This is a genomic window from Ensifer sp. 22521, from assembly GCF_052044795.1.
Lineage (GTDB): Bacteria > Pseudomonadota > Alphaproteobacteria > Rhizobiales > Rhizobiaceae > Ensifer.
This window is the reverse complement of record NZ_JBQENM010000010.1, coordinates 146,760-161,836: the sequence shown is the minus strand read 5'-3', so window position 1 is coordinate 161,836 and position 15,077 is coordinate 146,760. Positions and strand designations below refer to the sequence as shown.

Genomic DNA, 15,077 nt, shown 5'->3' with positions numbered 1-15,077 from the left:
CCATGCTGAACCAACTTCGCCCTGCCATCGTGATGACATTGCTCTTGACGCTCATCACCGGGCTTGCCTATCCCTTCGCCATCACCGGCATGTCGCAGGTGCTGATGCCGGCACAGGCAAACGGCAGCCTCATCGAGAAGGACGGTGCCCTGATCGGTTCCGAGCTGATCGGCCAGAACTTCACCTCCGACAAATACTTCTGGCCCCGCCCATCGGCGACCGGACCGGAAGCCTACAATGCCGGCGCCTCGAGTGGCTCCAACCTTGGCACGACCTCGGTCAAGCTGAAGGATCGCGTCGCCGCCGACGTCGAGCGACTGAAGACCGCCGGCTTTACGGGCGAAATTCCTGCTGATGCGGTGACGACGTCAGGCTCCGGCCTCGATCCGCATATCACGCCGGCTTTTGCCCAGGCGCAGGTGGCCCGCATTGCCAAGGCGCGCGGTCTCAGCGAGGCGGATGTCACAGCTCTGGTCGACAGGGCGACGGAAGGTCGTCTGCTCGGGGTCGTAGGCGAGCCGCGCGTCAATGTGCTAGAACTCAATCTGGCCCTTGATGCGCCCCGAACCTGATACCTCACGCCTGAGACGATGAATGCCCGACAGTGAACGCGACGCCAAAAGTCGCCCGGATCCAGACGCACTGCTGGCCCTTGCCGCGCAGGACCGCCGAGGAAAANCGTTTTCCTCGGCGCAGCCCCAGGCGTCGGCAAGACCTATGCGATGCTGAGCCGGGCCCGTCGTCTGAAGGAAGACGGCGTCGATATCGTCATCGGGCTTGTCGAAACCCATGGGCGCAGCGAGACCGCCGCGCTGGTCGAGGGACTAGAAATCTTGCCACGCCGCGATGTGCCCCTTCGCGGCCGCGTGCTGTCCGAGTTCGACCTGGATGCGGCCCTTGCCCGACGTCCCAAGATCATCGTCGTTGACGAGCTCGCTCACAGCAACCCGGCTGAAAGCCGGCATCCGAAGCGCTATCAGGACATCGAGGAACTGATCGCCGCCGGCATCGATGTCTGGACAGCGCTCAACATCCAGCACCTGGAAAGTCTTTCCGATGTCGTTGCGCAGATCGCTGGCGTGCCTGTGCGCGAGCGGGTGCCGGATACGGTACTGAAGCGGGCCGACGAGGTGCTGCTCGTCGATCTCCCGCCGGCCGAACTGATCGAGCGGCTGAAGGAGGGCAAGGTATACCTGCCCGACAGCGCCAAGCGTGCTGTCGATCGCTTCTTTCGCCTCGGCAACTTGACGGCACTGCGCGAACTGGCGCTCAGGCGCACGGCCGACCGGGTCGACGACCAGATGGTCGACTACCTCAAGCAGAATGCGATCGAAGGCGTTTGGGCGAGCGGCGAGCGCCTGCTCGTCTGCATCGGGTCCGATGCGCTTTCCGAGAAGGTGGTCCGCACCGCAAGCCGGCTGGCAGAGGGATTGAACGCTCCCTGGATTGTCGTCTTCATTGAGCGCGCCGACCGTGAGAGCGGCGATGGTGAGGATGTGCGCCGGCTCGACGAGACCTTTCGTCTTGCCGAACAGCTTGGCGCCGAGACGCGCCGCATCATCGGCAACGACTTCGTCGAGGAGATCTTGAAGCTTGCGCGTCGCGAACATGCGACGCAGATCGTCATCGGTGCGCGCCGCCAGTCCTTTCCGATGCGCTTTCTGCGTCAATCTCTTCCCGACGCCCTGGCCGAGCGCGTGTCCGGGGTCGGCATCCACCTTGTCACCGATCGCGAGACGGTGCCTGCCAAGCGGCGGTCCACCGCGAAAAAGACGCTGCCGCCCGGCACCGGGCGCGCCGTTGGCATTGCCGCCGGCTCGGTGGGCGTGGCCACGGCGATCGGCCTGTTGATCGAGCGCTTCATCATCCTGCCCAACATCTCGCTTCTCTATCTGCTCGCCGTCTTGGCCTCGGCGACCTATGCCGGCCACATCTCGGCGATCGCGGCGGCTTTGTTTTCGGTTCTGGCCTATAACTTCTTCTTCATCGAGCCGGTCGGCACGTTCACCATTGCCGAGCCGCACGAGGTCTTCGCGCTCTTCATCTTCCTGGTCGCCGCTGCCCTTGCCGGCAGCCTCGCATCGCGGGTGCGCGAACAGGCGAAGACCGCCCGCCGGCGCGCCGCAGCGACCCAGGCGCTCTACGATTTCTCCCGCAAGCTTTCCGGCACCGCCAAGGCCGACGACGTGCTTTGGGCGGCGGTGACGCAGATGCAGACCACACTCAGGCGCAGTTCGGCGCTGCTTTTGCCGGAGGAGGGGGACCTGCAGTTGAAGGCCGCCTGGCCACCGGACACCGAGCTCGACGTCACCGACGTGATGGCGGCGCGCTGGGCAATGGACAAGAAGGAGCCGGCCGGAAATGGCACGGGAACGCTACCGAACAGCCCGTTTCACTTCCGTCCGCTGACGAGCCCACACGGCGTCGTCGGCGTCTGCGGCTTCGTTCAGGCGGACAAGCCGCTTGAAATCAACGAGGAGCGCGCGCTGGCGGCAATCCTCGACCAGACCGCGATCGCTGTCGACCGGGCGCGTCTGTCGCGCGAAAGCCTCGATCACGCAGCGAAACTTGAAGGCGAACGCTTTCGTGCGGCCCTCCTGTCGTCGATCTCCCATGACCTCCGGACGCCGCTTGCGACCATCACCGGCGCGGTCACCAGCCTGCGCCAACTCGGCGACCGCATGCCGCCGGAAAGCCGCGATGACCTGCTGCAGTCGATCGAGGAGGAGGGAGCGCGCCTGACGCGCTTCGTTGCGAACCTGCTCGACATGACCCGCATCGAGGCGGGCACAGTTAATGCCAAGCGCGATTGGGTCGATGTCGCTGATGCTGTGCGCGCCTCGGTCGATCGTGCCCGCAAATACTTCCCCGAGCGCGAGATCGAAACCAGCATCGCGCCGGATCTGCCTTTGATGCGCGGCGACAGCGTGCTTCTCGGGCAGGTGCTCTTCAACCTGCTCGACAACGCCAACAAATATGGCGGCGACGAGCCGATCAGCATCTATGCCCGCTCGGACGGTAACGAGATCGTGCTGTCGGTGACCGACCTCGGCAGGGGCATTGCGCCGAAGGATCTCGAGCAGGTCTTCGAGAAATTTTTCCGCCGCGGCAAGGCGGATGGCCGTACGCCAGGGACAGGCCTTGGGCTGTCGATCGCCAAGGGCTTCGTCGAGGCCATGGGCGGGCAGATCAAGGCGGAAAGCCCGGCGCTTCGCCGCCGCGGCACGCGCATTTCCATGCGCTTTCCTGCCGCCAAGGCCGAAATCTCCGAAAAGGACAGTGCATGAGCGTGGAGCGTATCCTCGTTGTCGACGACGAACCGCAGATCCAGCGTTTCCTGAAGCCCGCATTGAGCGCTGCCGGCTATGACGTGCTGGAGGCCATGACCGGTGCCGAGGCATTGAAGGCGGCCGCAACGACGGCGCCGGACCTCGTCATCCTCGATCTCGGCCTGCCCGATATGGACGGCAAGGAGGTCATCGCAAACCTGCGTGGCTGGTCCCAGGTGCCGATCATCATCCTGTCAGCCCGCGACCGTGAAAGCGAAAAGATCGCCGCGCTCGACCTTGGCGCCGACGATTACATTGAAAAACCCTTCGGCATCGGCGAGCTGACCGCCCGCATCCGCACGGCACTGCGTCACCGCATCCAGATGGAGGGCGGCCAGACGCAGCTTTCTGCCGATGGCGTATCGATCGACACCATCAAGCGCGTGGTGACGAAGGATGGCGAGCCGGTGCGGCTGACGCCGAAGGAATATGATCTCTTGGTGATGCTGGCGCACCATGCCGGCCGTGTCGTCACCCACAAGACGCTGCTGACCTCGGTCTGGGGCGTCGCGCATGGCGAGGACCTGCACTATCTCAGAGTCTTCATCGGTCAGTTGCGCGGCAAGATCGAGCGTGACCCGGCCGACCCGAAGATCATCCGCACGGAGCCGGGCGTCGGCTACCGCTTCGTCGGCGACGACGGTTGATGGCGGCTGCCGTCAAAGAGCGGCAGCCGCTGATCCGTCACTTGATCTTCACGGGCTGCGGCGTGTCGCTTGACAGCGTATCTCCGACGACCACCCTCTTCTTCTTCGTCGGCTGCGGATTTTCGAGGATCGATACCGGCGCCGAGACGGTGACCGCAGCGACATTGCCGACATTTCTCGCCGTGCCGGCAACAACCGCGGCAATGCCGGTTCCGACCGAGATGTCGGAGTCGGTGAGCGTCTGCCCCGTGGCAAGCCGCGTGCCGATGAGCTGAACGATCTGCGGGCTTTCTGCGAACTTGCCGTGATGCAGGCCGTCCTCCGTCTTGACCTTGGTCAGGTCGATGGCGGTGATGCCGGCCCTTTCCAGCTGGGTACGGTAGGGCTCCGCCGATGGGTCGATCGCGCCAAGGCGAGATACGTCACCGGAAATGAAACTCGAAAGTGCCAGCGCACGATCGTCCTGCGAAACGAAGATCGTGAACTTCGGCCGCTTCTTGCCCATCTCGACGAATTGCTTGGCAAAGACGTCGAGATCGATATCCGGCGAGGCGAGAATGACGTTCTCGATCTTCGACGGCACGTTGCCGTCGCGGATGGCCATCTGCCGGAGCGATTCCATCGTCAGCCAGGTCCCCATCGAATGGGCGAGGATGGTGATGTCCTTCACCTTCGGCGCGTCCGAGAGCTTTTTCAGAATGTCTTCGAGTGCCGTGCGCGAATAGTTCGTGCTTTCCTTGTCGTAATTGTAGTCGAACACATTGGCACGGGACGGCCAGGTAAACAGGACTGGCGTTGCCTGGACCTCCGAGTCGTGGACGATCTGGGCAAGGCGGTAGACGGAATCCTCGTAGCGGTTGTTGAAGCCGTGGACGAAGACGAAGGCGTGGCCGCCGACGTCGTGTTGTAGAAACCAGGACTTGGCTTCATCGAGTGTCTGGAGCTCACGCACACGCGTGACGGCGAATTCCTTGGCGGGATCCGGGGGCAGCTTGCGCGGCCATTGCACGGTGCCAGATTTCCGCACCGTGTCCGGCGGGATCGAGACCGCGACGTCGGTGAGGAAGGTATTGGCGTCTCGCTCGCCGGAAAACAGCGTCGCCGGATCGCCGGACGGTTGGCGCGTGGTTGCGACAAGCATGTCTACGGTCGATGTACCGGGGGTGGGAGCGGTGACCGCGACAGGTGCCATCACGCCCTTGGCATGACCACCGCATCCGGCAAGCAATGCCAAAGCCGCCAGGACGAAGGTTGTCCGCCCTCCTCTTGCACATCCGTGCTGCAGCGAACCCTGAAACCCCACCCGCTCGAACATCGGCATCCCCATATACGCCTGAACTTGGCCGCATCTGATCGCGCTTTCGCGAAACGAAGATGACAACACTCGGCGCTAATATGCAAGCGGCTGGGGATTGCGGTTTCGCCGTTGGGTTGTTGATGAGCGCAGGTTCTCCCGTGCTGCGGGCTGCCGCAACACGGGGAGGGTGCCTTTGATGGACGCTTGGCCGCCTATTCCGCCGCAGTTGCCAGCGTCTTCAGAATTGCATGCACTGCCTTGATGCGCTCCGGATTCGGGAAGTTCCGGTTCGCCAGCATGACGACACCGATCTTCTTTTCCGGAACGAAGGCGACATAGCCGCCGAAGCCGCTGGTGGATCCGGTCTTGTTGTAAAGCGTCGCGCCATCGGGCCGCTTCGGAGGGTTCAATGCCGTAGCCGGATTGGCTTCCATGGCCATCGTCCCGGAGTTGCCGTCGAGCAGCCGCTCCAGCGAAACCGGGTAGGGATACTGCTCCCAGCCGAGGCTCTGGATCATCTTGCCGGTATCGAAGTAGCCGATATGCGTTCCCTCTAGGGCCTTGCGAACGGGGCCGTCGAACTGCTCCGGCTGGATATTGGCTTCGACGAAGCGGATCATGTCTGCCGCGGAGGATTTCACGCCGTAGGCCTCGGCGTCGAACATGCCCGGGTTGACCCGGATCGGCTTGTCTGCCTTGCCGTAGCCCCAGGCGTAGCTGCCCATCGCGCTTCTGGGCACGGTGACATAGCTGTGCTTGAGGCCGAGCTTCGGAAACAACTCGGTCTCGAGCGCCGTGGCGAAATTGCTGCCCATCGCCAGGCCCGCGGCATGGCCGAAGAGGCCGATGCTCGGGTTGGAGTAGCGACGCTCCTTGCCTGGTTCGGCGCCCGGTTTCCAGTTGCTGAAGTAAGTCAGCATGTCAGCGTTGCTCTTGACCTCGTCGGGGAACTGCAACGGCAGGCCGCCGGCGGTATAGGTGGCGAGATTGAGCAGGGTCGCCTTGTCGATCGCGCTGCCGCTGAGATCTGGCATGTATTTGCCGGGATGGTCGTCGAAGGACAGCTTGCCGAGCACCTGCGCATAGGATGCGAGCGTGCCGGCAAAGGTCTTGCTGATCGAGCCCAGCTCGAACAGTGTGTTTTCGGTGACGGGCGCCTTCGTTTCCTTGGAGGCGACGCCGTAGTTGACGAAGTAGTGCTGGCCGTCAACGGTGACCGCGATCGCCATGCCCGGCACCTTGTATTCGCCCATGATCGGTCGGATTGCCTTGTCCACGGCTGCGGCAATTCGGGCCTGCTCGCCGTCGGCGGCAAAGACGGTCGCGGTGAGTGAAAAGAGGATTGCAGTAGTAAGCCCTAATTTGATTGTCGTCATTCTATCCATTCGGTCTGCTCTTTCTTGCAAGGCGGGGATGCCCATGGTTTGGCCGGATCGGGCATCTGCCCGAAACAGCAGCGGATAATCGGGTCGGTTCCGCTGAATGTGCGTTTCGTCCGTGCGGTGGATACGCGAGGTGAAAGCAAGAGGCCCGTGCCGGGCAAGCCAGACCTAGCCCGCTCGCCGCTAGGCCACAAACGATGATATCTCGCGGGAGACCCAAATAAATCTAGGGCGAGGGGGTTTTTCGTCCGTCGGCGCACGTCCCTGGCCAAGGCTGTGGGTTATTGCGGCGGGAAAGCTAATACTACGCGGAACATTGTCATTGCCGGCGGCAAAGGGTAGTATTCGCCCGTCAAGTTTGGGGCCCTTGTCTCCGGACTATGTGTTTTATTGGTGAGCTGCTTCAGAAAAAACAGAAGAGCCTCCCTTATCCTGGGAGCATACTCGGAAGCTTATTTACATCCGACGCCACTCAATGGCGCCTCCGCCCGATCTCTATTCCAAACAGACGGCCATATTGGAGGATAAAATGAGCAAACAGACCGTAACTATCATTCTTGCCGGCGCCCTAGCCTTGTCCGGGTGCCAATCTGCCTACGTGTCGAAGAGCGGCCCGACGGGCAACGAATTCGGCTGCATTGCCGGAACGGTGGGTGGCGCAATCGTCGGCGGCCTGATCGGCTCGACGATCGGCTCTGGTACTGGTCAGCTCTGGGCGGTTGGCGGTGGTGCGACACTTGGCGCTGCAGCCGGCAATGCGCTGACGTGCCGCTACTATTGATCGCGGAAGGTTGAGGGATGAGAAAGCTCGTTCTTTTGAGCGTCCTTGTGTTCTACCCGGCTGGTCTCGCTGTCGCGCAGCAGGCTGCAACGATGAACCAGGGCCAGATGAGTGCGCTCGACAGCAACAAGGACGGCGCGGTCGAACGTTCCGAATACGAGAGCTTCATGACGGCCGCCTTTGCCAACCTGGACAAGAACAAGGACGGAAGTCTCAGCCCCGACGAGACGAAGCAGGCGCTGAACGCTCAGCAGTTTGCAGCCACCGACGCCAACAGCGACGGCAAGGTCACCCAGAAGGAGTTTCTGGACAGGGTGATGGCCGACTTCAAGACTGCGGATCGCAGTGGCGACGGCAACCTGAAGTGACGGCTGAAACGGCAGGTTGGTCTGGGTTTGATGTCCCGTTGTGAATGTAGCGGCCGGNCCGCCACCTCGCATTCACCGCAGAAGCTTCAGCAATTCCTTGGCGCCAGAGGTCGAGGACGCCGGATTCTGTCCGGTGACGAGACGGCCATCGACGACCGTGAAATCCGCCCAATCGGCCGCCTTTTCGAAGCGACCGCCGAGACGCTTCAATTCGTCTTCGACGAGGAAGGGGACGACATCCGTCAGTTGCACGGCTTCCTCCTCCGAGTTGGTGAAGCCGGTGACGCGCTTTCCCTTGACGATAGGCTCACCCTGATAGGTTACCTTGCGGAGCACCCCCGGCCCATGGCAGACGGCAGCGACCGGCTTGCCGGCATTGTAGAAGCTCTCGATCAGCGCGATCGAGTTCACGTCGTTGGCGAGGTCCCACATTGGTCCGTGACCGCCCGGATAGAACACCGCGTCGAAATCATCGGCCTTGACGTCGGCAAGCCGGTGGGTGTTGGCGAGGACCCGTTGCGCGGCGGGATCGTCCTTGAAGCGGGCCATCGCTTCGGTCTGGTTGCCCGGATCGTCGCTTTTCGGGTCGATCGGCGGTTGCCCACCCTTGGGCGAGGCCAGGGTAATGTCGACGCCTGCATCCCGGAAAACGTAATAGGGCGCAGCGAATTCCTCGAGCCAGAATCCGGTCGGTTTGCCGGTATTGCCAAGCTGGTCATGTGAGGTCAGAACCATCAGTATCTTCATCTTTCGCTCCCTTTGACGCGGTGGCTCCCGTTGAGCCGCCGATTGGCATGGCACCGGCTACTCGCGGTACTTCGCGGTGTAGTGGCCGAGGTTCCTTTCAACGTCGCCGGGTTGCTGCAGTCCCTGCTCGACCAAAGCCTTGACGCGGGATTGCGCCGCTGGGCGCTGGACCGAAGTGATGAACGCATCCCACCCGGGTTGCATTTCCGCCTGCGGTGGCAGGCTGGCTCTGTCAATCAGCTTCTTGGTCTCGACAATGGCATATTGATCGAACGAGGCGATGCGTTTCGCCAGGGCATCGACAAAGGCATCAGTTCCGCGTCCGGTAGTGCTCTGTTCACGTAGCCGTAGCGTTCGGCCAGTTCACCGTTGAAATCATCCGCGCCGATCAGAATTTCGATCGCTCGGCCGCGGCCGACGAGGCGAGGCAGGTAGGCCATCGGCCCGCCGCCCGGGACGAAGCCGGCACCGACTTCGAACTGCGATAGTACCGCTTTCTCGCGGCTGGCGAAACGCATGTCGGCCGCAAGCGCCAGTTCGCTGCCGATGCCGCTTGCCCGCCCGCGAATGGAAACGATCGTCACGGCCTGCAGGCGGCTGAGGCGCGTCATGAAATCGGGCACGGGATGCATGCCCGTCGGCCCGGGAGGCATGCCGGTGGAAGATGGCCGGCATTTGCACGGGCGGCGCAATCCTAAATCTCCTTGCTGGCGCTCTTGCCATCGGGCTGCGCCAGGAGAATCTCTTCTGGTTTTTCGGTGGTGCCATAGTCTCGCTCATTGGATCACTTGTCGCATTCCTGTTTGAATTGCTGATCGCGGGACGAAACCTGTTACGGCAGATACGAATGGACCGAGTTCCCATGGAGCAAGACTGACCAAATACTTCTCACCTTGGCAGCCGTTCACGCTGCTGAACGGCCAACGGCCGTACCTTCAAGGCGAGATATTCGAGCGAAATTCCCGCGGTCCGTTGCCGGTTGCCTTTCGGAATGCCCGGGCAAAATTGGCTGGGGACGAATACCCTAACTCCGCCGAGACGCGCGTGATCGAGCCGTTCGTATGCAGCAGCAGCTCAATGGCTCGCTGAACCCTTGCGGCGCCCGCCAACCCGCGAAAATCGGTGCCAGCCCGATTCAGTTCACGTTGCAGCGTCCGGACGCTGGTGTCCAATGTTTGCGCGGCGCTATCGATCGACACGCTGCCGGTGAGAACTTGGACCCGCACCTGCTCCACGATGACCTCGAGCAGATCCCGTGGAGCGCCGCCTTGCCGGTCTCGCGCCACATCCTCGATGGTGACAATTGGCCACGAAGCGGCCCTTGGAGCAGCGGAAAGATGATGGCGATCCATGACGATGCTTGTCGCGGGTGCGTTGAAGAGAACCGGACACTGGAAGACGTCTTCAAAAATGCCCGTCTGGCGCGGTCTGTCGGTGTCAAGCTCGACGCGCAGCGGTCGCCAGTCAGAGGGCAGATAAGGCTTGAAGAGGCTGAGCAGGACGCCCGCGGCGGCACAGACAATACTGGCATATCCAGAGTGGCCGGCCAAAGCGAACGCATAGCTGTACCGTACCTCGTCGCCAACCACTGCGACTGACATCCTATCAACCGTACTGTGAAAACGAAGGCCAGCAATGCTGCGCTCGATGGCCTGCCCCAAGGAGTCGGCGCCAAGCACGTAGTGTCCGAAGCTGCCATAGTTGGCGATGTTCATCATCGGCGTGATCAGAATTCCGAAGTTGGCCTCACCGGCTGTCCGCGCGGCCGCCTCGACGAAGCCGATTACCGCCGCGTGCGGGATGAAGCAGTTCTCTCCCTCGGTCAGTTCGAGATCGAACCCGATAGCACGATTGGCCTGCAGCAGCGCCTTTTGCCCCATTTCACGGCGTATGAAGGCCGGCATACCAGACAGGATGCGGTTGGAGATGACCGGGATCTCAGCCATGCGTGCAACACTCCAGAAATAAGACAGCCGTGGCGCAAAATGAGTGGTTTTGTATTGCGAATACTGTTTAGTGCCGTAAAACGTGTGAGTAGCACAAGTAGAGATCTGAACGTCTTGCGACCTATGGGAGGGGTACGACTATGACAACCAGACGGAACCTACTGCTAGCAGCCACAGCTGTCGCGGCGACGACAGTGCCGTTCATGCCGCGACTGGCGCAGGCGACCGATGAAGCGGCCGACTTCTTGTTCGTTCAAACCGCAAGCGCTATGAAATTCGACAAGGCGACGAGCAAGCTGACGCTCGAAGGTATTGGCGGCGCCACGTTGTTTTTCTCTGACCGTCCGGAGCGCATTGCCGGGAACATGGCCACGACCGCTTTCTTGCCGTTCTGGAGCAAGGGCAAGGACAGCTTCCTTTCCGATCCGCCGAATGCCGACCTGTCGATCCTCGAAGGGAACAAGCTCCGACAGGTTGTCGTCGTCCTGGAGAATCCGGAGCTGAACGACAATAACTTGACTTACACGGTCAAGGTGGTTGGTGGCGAAATGCCGGAGAAGGGCTCCGAGGTCTCTGTGTTCATCGACATCATCGGCATGCCGTTGACGCCGCTCTCTTATGCAGGCGTGGCCAGGCGCGGCTACCGGCGGGCATTTCTGTATTAGCACCCGCCGGATTGCGCGTCGGTGCGATCCCGACTGCAGCCTGCACAGCTCTCGCGAATACCTCACCAACAGCCAACGAACTGCACAATTGCGTCCAGGGTTCCTGAGCTGCCCCACAGCTCTCGTCGTTTCGATAACTCATCGAATAATGGAGGAGTACGGTAAATGTTGACGAAGAGAGATCTACTTCGATCCACCGCGGTGATCGCCGCTAGCGCTGCGATTGCGAGGCCAAACCTGCTGATGGCGCAGAGCTATCCCGGCATCATCGAGGCCAAGGACATTGCCGAGGAAGGCTTCATCTATGGCCTGCCGCTCGTGATGAACTATGCCGTCATGCAGGAGTATGCCGTAGACAGAAACTCGGGGCAGTTCAAGGCACCGTTCAACGAAATTTACAACATGCACCATGTCGCCACCCCGGCGGACACGGCAATCATCACGCCGAACAGCGACACGCCTTACTCGATTCTCTGGCTGGATTTGCGCGCCGAACCGATGGTCATCTCTGTGCCGACGGTCGAAAAGGACCGCTACTACTCGGTCCAGCTGATCGACGGCAACACCTACAATTTCGGCTACATCGGCACGCGCGCCACGGGGACCGAGCCGGGCGACTATCTGGTGGTCGGCCCCGATTGGAAAGGGGAAACGCCCCCCGGAATCAAGCAGGTCTTCCGATCGACGACGCCGTTCACGTTCGCGGCTTTCCGTACCCAGCTCTTCCACCCCGACGACATGCCGAACGTCGAGAAAATTCAGGCCGGCTACAAGGCGCAGCCGCTTTCCGCTTTCCTTGGACAACCCGCCCCGCTTGCCGCGCCCAAGATCGAGTTCCTTCCTGCCACCACTGCCGGGATCAAGGATAACTTCTTCCAGTATCTCGACGCGGCCCTGCAGTTCGTCCCTGAGACGCCAAGGGACAAGGCGGTTCGTGCGAAACTTGCCAAGATTGGTATCGGCCCCGGCAAGGCCTTCGAGTTCAAGGAGCTATCGCTCGAACACAAAGCCGAATTCCTGGTGGCCATGAAGCAAGGAAATGACAAAGTCGACAAATGGCTGGCCAGCGGAAACAAGGACATCAACGGCTGGAACATCGGCTCGTTCTTTGGCGACGAGGCCTTCTACAACGGCGATTGGTTGATGAGGGCAGGCGCCGCCAAGGGCGGTCTCTATGGCAACGATGCCGTGGAAGCCATGTACCCCTATACCCGAACGGACGCTACCGGTGAGCCGCTCGACGCCAGCAAGCACAACTACACGATCACCTTCGCACCCGATCAGTTGCCGCCAGTGAATGCGTTTTGGTCCGTTACGATGTACGACGGCAAGAGCCAGCTCTTGGTCAAGAATCCGATCAATCGCTACCTCATCAACTCTCCGATGTTGCCGGCGATGAAAAAGGGGGCGGACGGCTCGCTGACGCTGTACATCCAAAAAGACAGCCCCGGTGCGGACAAGGAGTCCAATTGGCTTCCGGCGCCGGACGACAAAATCTATCTCGTGATGCGCCTATATTGGCCGAAGCCTACGCCACCTTCGATCTTGCCGGCGGGCCAGGGCACCTGGCAGCCGCCGGGCGTCAAAGTGGCGCAATAATCCCGACCAAGCTGATGCGCGGCCGGTGCCAGTGCCCCTCGCGGCCATCGTGCCCGGAGGACAGTTGGCGACGGCCGGCATTTGCGCACACGGCGCCGGCAGCGGTGAATTGGTATCGCGAGCTTCTTGACCTCAACTTATGTTGAGGTCGTAACAAGGAGCTCGAAAAGCTAATTGCGTCGTCGGGATCGGATTTCATGCGCATAAATAAACTGACACTCCCTGCATCGGATGTCTCGAAGAGCGTAGCCTTCTTTCGCGATGTGCTGAAACTGCCGACAGCCGGGAATTCCATCCAAGTGGGATGGAGCGAAATCCGGCTGGTCTCGGCCGTTGGAGATGCACCACACGGCGTGCACCTGGCTTTCAATGTGCCCTATGATCGGTTCGATGCCGCAATAGAATGGCTGAAGGAACGTACGCCTCTCCAACGGGAACCGGATGGCGGAGAGTGCTTCGTTCTTGAGGGGCATTGGCAGTCAAAATCCATCTACTTCGATGGTCCCGATAGCTCGGTGCTGGAATTGATCGGCCGCCGGAGGCTAATCCGCCCGACTGGAAAGCGGCCGTTCAGCGGCGCTGATTTATCCTGCCTCAGCGAGGTCGGACTTCCGACCGAAGACGTCGGGAGTGTCGTTGCCGAGGCCGCCCGGACGTTCGGGGTCGCAACGCTCGGACCGGCCTCTCCCGGCTTTGCCGTGATCGGTAATGATGAGGGGATGCTTATCGCTGTCGCGCCTAGCCGGCCATGGTTCCCGGAAAAGCGCCAATTGCCGAGCGCCAAGGGTTTGGAAATTTGGTTGGGCGGCGTGGATGCGCCTGGAGCCATGTCGGACCTGGCTAATGGTTGGAAGATCCACGCGGCATAACGCCGTTCTCCGTCGCGACCTGCAAACGGTCGCCTTGCCGCAAGCGAAAGCGCCGAAACGCGGACTTGGGAAACACCGCACCAGTCTGCTGAATGGAGTTCGATTTGATTTCCGGAGAAGAATGGTGCCGCTTACGTGACTCGAACACGTGACCCCATCATTACGAATGATGTGCTCTACCGACTGAGCTAAAGCGGCCCGGAGGCGGTTCCGCGGAAGACCGCGGAACGAATGTGAGGCGCTGATAAACGCAAAGCGCCAAGATTTCAAGCCATCAGTTTCGAGAACTTGAAAATTCCTTGTTGGTGGCCGCGACGGGCATGGCTTTCAGGCCAAGGCGGGTACGTGCCGCATCGTATTCGCGCTCGAACCGGTCGACGAGACGGGCGACGGAGGTCACTTCCTTGACCGCGCCGATGCCCTGGCCGCAGCCCCAGATGTCCTTCCAGGCCTTGGCGCTGTCGGTTGCGGCGCCAAAGTCCATCTTCGACGGATCTGCTTCCGGCAGATTGTCCGGATCCATGCCGGCAGCAGCGATCGAGGGCTTCAGGTAGTTGCCGTGAATGCCGGTGAAATAATTGGAATAGACGATGTCGGCGGCGTTGCTGTCGACGATCATCTGCTTGTAGGCGTCGGTGGCGCGCGCCTCTTCCGTCGCGATGAACGGCGAGCCGATATAGGCCATGTCGGCACCCATCGCCTGGGCGGCCAGGATGGCGCCGCCGGTGGCGATCGCGCCGGAAAGAAGCAGCGGGCCGTCGAACCAGGAGCGGATTTCCTGGATGAGCGCAAACGGCGAAAGCGTGCCGGCATGACCGCCGGCGCCGGCAGCAACGGCGATCAGGCCATCGGCGCCCTTGCGGATCGCCGAATTGGCGTGGCGGTTGTTGATGATGTCATGCAGCACGATCCCACCATAGGAATGGATCGCGGCATTGACCTCGGGCACGGCGCCGAGCGACGAAATGACCACCGGAACCTTGTATTTGATGCAGAGCATCAGGTCCTGTTCGAGACGCGCGTTGGACTTGTGCACGATCTGATTGACGGCGAAGGGCGCGGCGCGCCGGCCCGGGTTCTTGGCGTCGTGATCGGCGAGCGTCTCGGTGATCTCGGCAAGCCATTCGTCGAGCTGCGAATGCGGACGAGCGTTGAGCGCAGGGAAGGCGCCGATCACGCCGGCCTTGCACTGTGCGATCGTCAACTGCGGATTGGAGATGATGAACAGGGGCGCGCCGACGACCGGCAGTCTCGTCGTTCCGGAAAGAATTGGCGGAAGCGGCATCGGTTTCTCCATCCCTCGATTGGCGCATTGAACTTTGACGTTTGCGTAAACGTCAAAACAGATAGCAGCAAGTTCATCGCTTGCAAAGAGGTGGTTTTCGCGCCGGCGACGCCGGCTTATCCTGCATTGTGCCTGCGAAGTTGTCGCGTTTTCCCCGGGCTT

12 protein-coding genes, 1 tRNA gene and 3 pseudogenes are annotated in these 15,077 nt (G+C 61.4%); 9 read left to right on the top strand and 7 right to left on the bottom strand.

Annotated elements, in window-relative coordinates:
- Positions 1–2: 2 nt before the first annotated feature.
- The 3 genes and pseudogenes from kdpC (at position 3) to ACTJKE_RS17355 (ending at position 3,976) form a co-directional block, all read left to right on the top strand.
- The gene (kdpC, locus tag ACTJKE_RS17365; RefSeq protein ID WP_058329061.1) at positions 3–572 is read left to right on the top strand and encodes a potassium-transporting ATPase subunit KdpC; all 570 of its coding nucleotides are present in this window, start codon (positions 3–5) and stop codon (positions 570–572) included.
- 22 nt (positions 573–594) lie between these two features.
- Positions 595–3,287: pseudogene (locus tag ACTJKE_RS17360) on the top strand (DUF4118 domain-containing protein).
- Positions 3,284–3,976, top strand: coding sequence for a response regulator (locus tag ACTJKE_RS17355; RefSeq protein ID WP_057248087.1), 693 nt, complete (start codon positions 3,284–3,286; stop codon positions 3,974–3,976). The pseudogene ACTJKE_RS17360 and the gene ACTJKE_RS17355 overlap by 4 nt, the downstream one beginning before the upstream one ends.
- A 37-nt stretch (positions 3,977–4,013) precedes the next feature.
- Here ACTJKE_RS17355 and ACTJKE_RS17350 read toward each other — a convergent pair whose 3' ends face one another.
- Positions 4,014–5,291 carry an alpha/beta hydrolase gene (locus ACTJKE_RS17350; RefSeq protein ID WP_082615711.1) on the bottom strand — a complete coding sequence of 426 codons (1,278 nt, stop codon included), beginning with the start codon at positions 5,289–5,291 and terminating at the stop codon, positions 4,014–4,016.
- Between the two features lie 194 nt (positions 5,292–5,485).
- Positions 5,486–6,649 carry a class C beta-lactamase gene (gene ampC, locus ACTJKE_RS17345; protein ID WP_063893416.1) on the bottom strand — a complete coding sequence of 388 codons (1,164 nt, stop codon included), beginning with the start codon at positions 6,647–6,649 and terminating at the stop codon, positions 5,486–5,488.
- Positions 6,650–7,184: 535 nt separating this feature from the next.
- Between ampC and ACTJKE_RS17340 the strand changes: the two genes are divergently transcribed.
- The gene (locus tag ACTJKE_RS17340; protein WP_057248089.1) at positions 7,185–7,436 is read left to right on the top strand and encodes a glycine zipper 2TM domain-containing protein; all 252 of its coding nucleotides are present in this window, start codon (positions 7,185–7,187) and stop codon (positions 7,434–7,436) included.
- Positions 7,437–7,453: 17 nt separating this feature from the next.
- On the top strand, positions 7,454–7,804 hold the full coding sequence (locus tag ACTJKE_RS17335; RefSeq protein WP_058323613.1) for an EF-hand domain-containing protein: 351 nt from the start codon (positions 7,454–7,456) through the stop codon (positions 7,802–7,804).
- 72 nt (positions 7,805–7,876) lie between these two features.
- Here the strand turns inward: ACTJKE_RS17335 and ACTJKE_RS17330 are convergent, their stop codons facing one another.
- Positions 7,877–8,551 (bottom strand): type 1 glutamine amidotransferase domain-containing protein, encoded by a 675-nt coding sequence (locus tag ACTJKE_RS17330; protein WP_057248091.1) that lies wholly within the window; start codon positions 8,549–8,551, stop codon positions 7,877–7,879.
- A gap of 57 nt (positions 8,552–8,608) precedes the next feature.
- Positions 8,609–9,213, bottom strand: a pseudogene (locus ACTJKE_RS17325) (enoyl-CoA hydratase/isomerase family protein); the annotation flags it as partial.
- A gap of 2 nt (positions 9,214–9,215) precedes the next feature.
- Here ACTJKE_RS17325 and ACTJKE_RS17320 point away from each other — a divergent pair.
- A pseudogene (locus tag ACTJKE_RS17320) lies at positions 9,216–9,428 on the top strand (DUF2721 domain-containing protein); the annotation flags it as partial.
- Between the two features lie 58 nt (positions 9,429–9,486).
- On the opposite strand, the gene ACTJKE_RS17315 reads toward ACTJKE_RS17320, so the two are convergent.
- Positions 9,487–10,497, bottom strand: a complete 1,011-nt coding sequence (locus ACTJKE_RS17315) for an AraC family transcriptional regulator (protein ID WP_057248092.1) — start codon at positions 10,495–10,497, stop codon at positions 9,487–9,489.
- A 203-nt stretch (positions 10,498–10,700) separates the two neighbouring features.
- Between ACTJKE_RS17315 and ACTJKE_RS17310 the strand changes: the two genes are divergently transcribed.
- The 3 genes from ACTJKE_RS17310 to ACTJKE_RS17300 all read left to right on the top strand — a co-directional run bounded on the left by ACTJKE_RS17310 (position 10,701) and on the right by ACTJKE_RS17300 (position 13,630).
- Positions 10,701–11,162, top strand: coding sequence for a hypothetical protein (locus ACTJKE_RS17310; RefSeq protein ID WP_057248259.1), 462 nt, complete (start codon positions 10,701–10,703; stop codon positions 11,160–11,162).
- 165 nt (positions 11,163–11,327) lie between these two features.
- The gene (locus ACTJKE_RS17305) at positions 11,328–12,761 is read left to right on the top strand and encodes a DUF1254 domain-containing protein (RefSeq protein WP_058329058.1); all 1,434 of its coding nucleotides are present in this window, start codon (positions 11,328–11,330) and stop codon (positions 12,759–12,761) included.
- Positions 12,762–12,958: 197 nt separating this feature from the next.
- Positions 12,959–13,630: a VOC family protein gene (locus ACTJKE_RS17300; RefSeq protein ID WP_058329057.1), complete on the top strand. Its 672-nt coding sequence runs from the start codon at positions 12,959–12,961 to the stop codon at positions 13,628–13,630.
- A 122-nt stretch (positions 13,631–13,752) separates the two neighbouring features.
- On the opposite strand, the gene ACTJKE_RS17295 is transcribed toward ACTJKE_RS17300, so the two are convergent.
- Both ACTJKE_RS17295 and ACTJKE_RS17290 read right to left on the bottom strand, forming a co-directional pair.
- Positions 13,753–13,828: transfer RNA gene (locus ACTJKE_RS17295), tRNA-Thr, on the bottom strand.
- Between the two features lie 76 nt (positions 13,829–13,904).
- A complete protein-coding gene (locus ACTJKE_RS17290; protein WP_058329056.1) occupies positions 13,905–14,915 on the bottom strand; it encodes an NAD(P)H-dependent flavin oxidoreductase in 1,011 nt (336 codons plus the stop codon).
- Between the last annotated feature and the right edge of the window lie 162 nt (positions 14,916–15,077).

Bases quoted from the DNA above. Each gene is read 5' to 3' on its own strand.
- ACTJKE_RS17355 (WP_057248087.1), top strand. From the start codon at position 3,284: ATGAGCGTGGAGCGTATCCTCGTTGTCGACGACGAACCGCAGATCCAG.
- ampC (WP_063893416.1), bottom strand. From the start codon at position 6,649: ATGACGACAATCAAATTAGGGCTTACTACTGCAATCCTCTTTTCACTC.
- ACTJKE_RS17350 (WP_082615711.1), bottom strand. From the start codon at position 5,291: ATGTTCGAGCGGGTGGGGTTTCAGGGTTCGCTGCAGCACGGATGTGCA.
- ACTJKE_RS17305 (WP_058329058.1), top strand. From the start codon at position 11,328: ATGTTGACGAAGAGAGATCTACTTCGATCCACCGCGGTGATCGCCGCT.
- ACTJKE_RS17340 (WP_057248089.1), top strand. From the start codon at position 7,185: ATGAGCAAACAGACCGTAACTATCATTCTTGCCGGCGCCCTAGCCTTG.
- ACTJKE_RS17330 (WP_057248091.1), bottom strand. From the start codon at position 8,551: ATGAAGATACTGATGGTTCTGACCTCACATGACCAGCTTGGCAATACC.
- ACTJKE_RS17300 (WP_058329057.1), top strand. From the start codon at position 12,959: ATGCGCATAAATAAACTGACACTCCCTGCATCGGATGTCTCGAAGAGC.
- ACTJKE_RS17335 (WP_058323613.1), top strand. From the start codon at position 7,454: ATGAGAAAGCTCGTTCTTTTGAGCGTCCTTGTGTTCTACCCGGCTGGT.
- ACTJKE_RS17290 (WP_058329056.1), bottom strand. From the start codon at position 14,915: ATGCCGCTTCCGCCAATTCTTTCCGGAACGACGAGACTGCCGGTCGTC.
- ACTJKE_RS17310 (WP_057248259.1), top strand. From the start codon at position 10,701: ATGCCGCGACTGGCGCAGGCGACCGATGAAGCGGCCGACTTCTTGTTC.
- ACTJKE_RS17315 (WP_057248092.1), bottom strand. From the start codon at position 10,497: ATGGCTGAGATCCCGGTCATCTCCAACCGCATCCTGTCTGGTATGCCG.
- kdpC (WP_058329061.1), top strand. From the start codon at position 3: ATGCTGAACCAACTTCGCCCTGCCATCGTGATGACATTGCTCTTGACG.